Source organism: Mesorhizobium sp. M2A.F.Ca.ET.037.01.1.1 (genome assembly GCF_003998075.1).
GTDB lineage: Bacteria > Pseudomonadota > Alphaproteobacteria > Rhizobiales > Rhizobiaceae > Mesorhizobium.
In genome coordinates this window covers 1-2,784 of sequence record NZ_RZSA01000881.1, presented here as the reverse complement: position 1 = coordinate 2,784, position 2,784 = coordinate 1, and the positions used below count along the sequence as shown (strand labels likewise).

General features: G+C 63.6%; 5 protein-coding genes. 3 read left to right on the top strand and 2 right to left on the bottom strand.

Translation table 11 applies throughout. The features are described from left to right. Window positions 1-215: NAD-dependent epimerase/dehydratase family protein (locus EOA27_RS30665; RefSeq protein WP_189562158.1), on the bottom strand; the 215-nt coding region annotated here is incomplete at its 3' end. Between the two features lie 164 nt (window positions 216-379). Then, the gene (locus EOA27_RS41045; protein WP_189343258.1) at window positions 380-526 is read right to left on the bottom strand and encodes a hypothetical protein; all 147 of its coding nucleotides are present in this window, start codon (window positions 524-526) and stop codon (window positions 380-382) included. Window positions 527-742: 216 nt separating this feature from the next. Between EOA27_RS41045 and EOA27_RS30660 the strand changes: the two genes are divergently transcribed. The 3 genes from EOA27_RS30660 to EOA27_RS30650 all read left to right on the top strand — a co-directional run bounded on the left by EOA27_RS30660 (window position 743) and on the right by EOA27_RS30650 (window position 2,642). Then, complete coding sequence (locus EOA27_RS30660) at window positions 743-1,183, top strand: hypothetical protein (protein ID WP_126079311.1); 441 nt, start codon at window positions 743-745, stop codon at window positions 1,181-1,183. Window positions 1,184-1,303: 120 nt separating this feature from the next. Beyond that, complete coding sequence (locus EOA27_RS30655; protein WP_245491205.1) at window positions 1,304-1,789, top strand: hypothetical protein; 486 nt, start codon at window positions 1,304-1,306, stop codon at window positions 1,787-1,789. Between the two features lie 88 nt (window positions 1,790-1,877). Further along, entirely contained in the window at window positions 1,878-2,642 is a 765-nt protein-coding gene (locus EOA27_RS30650; protein WP_126079312.1) for a pseudouridine synthase, read from the top strand. The last annotated feature ends 142 nt before the right edge of the window (window positions 2,643-2,784 follow it).

The following is a 2,784-nucleotide window of genomic DNA, read 5'->3' as shown; positions in this document are numbered from 1 at the left end:
ACGCCATCGCGGTCGGCGAGGTCGACATGCTCGAAGCGAAAATTCGCGAACCCTTTCAGCCGGTCGAGCCGCGCCTGCTTGAGGGCAACGTCGTAATACTCGTTCATGGAATCGAGGCCGACAACCTGCCGGCCTTCGGCAAGCAGCCGGTGGCAGAGGTGAAAGCCGATGAAGCCGGCGGCGCCGGTGATCAGTATGGGCCTGCTCGACGTCAATCCATGCCCCCAAAACGTTGTGGTCAACCGGACCGATCTTTCGCCGACAGCCCGCGGGCACGTCCGGAATTCCTCAAGCCGGTCGAGAACTTGCGCCTTTTATGGCAGGCCGTCGACGAATTCAACGATACGCCTTTCTCCGCCGTCTCGACACGACTTACCGGTCATTGCGGCGCCAGTGGCTGCAAGGCTGGCACGGGCGGATGCGGCAGCAGCGTACCGAGCCCGTCGACCTCAGCCTGCGCCAACCCGTCGTCCCACCACTTCGGAACGGAGGCCGCCTCGTATAGGGTTTCAATCAGCTCGATCATGGTCGCCTGGAGACGATGTGGATGGGGCCGGCCCGGGAGCTCCAGTATCCGACAGCGGAAATGCAATCTCAAGCCCGTGCTTATATGCGAGCGCGGTCATGGATCGGACCCATTCATGCAGAATGCGATTGCGCTCATGAGGCCAGTTGAGGATTTTATTTTCTTGGTGATCTTCCTTTGCTGAGGCAAACTGCTAGCGGGCTGTCAGGAGGAGAAATGAGAGCACGCGCGGCGACGGTCGGAGACCTGGAAGATGTGTTCCACGGCCTGTCCAAGCGGATGTCGGACGAATATGTCGCGGCCGGCAAGGACAGCAAAAGCGCCTATGACAATCTGATGATGAATTTGAAGGAAGGCCGGGCGCACGCGCTTGTCGAGGGCGACAGGGCCGTCGCGATCATCGCCTGGCATGAGCACTCGGATGCCGCAGATACGCTGTTCGCGGCGCGGGAGGATTTCTTCAACGCCGCGACGGTCCGCTTCTGCAGGCGGCACATCCGCCATGTCCAGGCGCTTGCCGGCAACCTTCCCATACATTCGCGCAGCTGGCTGGACAGGCCGGACGTGGCGAAGTGGTTCCGCGTGATCGGCTATGTCGACCGTGGGCGGGAGAACGGCGCCCATCTGTTCGAGCTGCCGCCGGCCGCCAATAGCTGACCAAAACGAGGCCATTCGTTGCAGCTCTTGGCTTGCGCGAAAATCCGATTGGAAAGATTGTAGGCGCAGGCAGCCGGGCAACCTGGCACGCCGGACGGGGTATGGCTGCTGGAAATGGGGATGTTGCGCGTCTGCCTGGCGGTTGTCGCCATCGCTGCCCTGATGACATCATCAGGGGCGGAACCGCGTGCGTCCCATCTTTTTGACCGAGCTGACCTCACGGCAGCCTATTCGGGGCAACCCGATCTCGTCACCGCGTATACGACCGGCATGGCGCGCTACCGGTTTCAATATTCGGGTCCCGCAACCCAGGCCGGTTTGGCCGCGCCGCTCGAGCCTCGCCTGCTGCGGCCTGAATTCCAGCAACGGACATGGCGTTCGGCGGACGGCAGCCTGCTTCAGGGATTTGCCGGAAAGGGCGGCTTTCGCCTGACCACGGGCACCTGCGTGAACCGCCTCTGCGTGGCCAGCGAGTGCAGCGAAGCCGGCTGGCCGCTCTATGCCTGCAGCGACGGGCGCAAGCGCAAGATGTCGGTCCAGAGCTTCGTGACGGCAACATTCGACGGCGTCCCCTACCGGCGGCTGAGCGCGCCGAAGGATCAATGATTTCCCGGCGCCGACCGGTCTCCAAAAATCCATCTTACTTCACCCGAAGGTTGCGCATGCGCCGCGCCGCATGGCATTTGTGGGGCAAATGACGAGCAAGCCCCTTGGACAGCCTTCTAAGGCCGCGCGGCGATCCACCGCCGGGAAGGTCAGCCTCAACCGGGCGCTGTCGAAGCTCGGGTTCTGCTCGCGCAAGCAGGCTGAGCTTTTGATCGGCAAGGGGCGCGTGCGGGTGGGCGGCAAGGTGGCGCGCGACCCTGCGCTGTGGGTCGATCCCGAGCGCGAGAGCATCACGGTCGACGGCGAGCGCATTGCGGCCGAGCGCAAGGTCTATCTGATGCTCAACAAACCGCGCGGGCTGGTCACCACCCGCGACGATCCCGAAGGCCGTGGCACCGTCTATGACTGCCTTAAAGGGCTCGACCTGCCCTTCGTGTCGCCGGTAGGCCGGCTCGACAAGGCAAGCGAAGGGCTGCTGTTGATGAGCAACGACACACGCTGGGCGAGCGGTTTGCTCGACCCCGCCTCGCATGTCGCCAAGACCTATCATGTGCAGATCGCGGCCATGCCCGACGAGGCGATGCTGGAACGCTTTCGCCAAGGCGCGGTCGTCGACGGCGAGTTGCTCACGGCAAGCTCGATTGCATTGTTGCGCAGCGGCGGGCGGACAGCCTGGCTGGAAATCGTGCTCGACGAAGGCCGCAACCGGCAGATCCGCAGGCTGCTCGGCGCTTTCGATATCGAGGTGCTAAGGCTGGTTCGCGTGGCGATCGGCGGTCTTCAGCTCGGCGAGCTTGCCAAAGGCAAGGCACGGCATCTGACGAGCGAGGAGCTGGCGACCTTGGCGACTTGACGCCGGGCCACGAACTCCCCCTCACCCGGATTGCCAGCCGAATTGCGAAGAGCAATTCGGGGCAATCCGACCTCTCCCCGTGGGGAGAGGAGCAGGTAAGCGCCGGCGCCAACCTCTTCTCCCCTCGGGGAGAAGGTGGCCG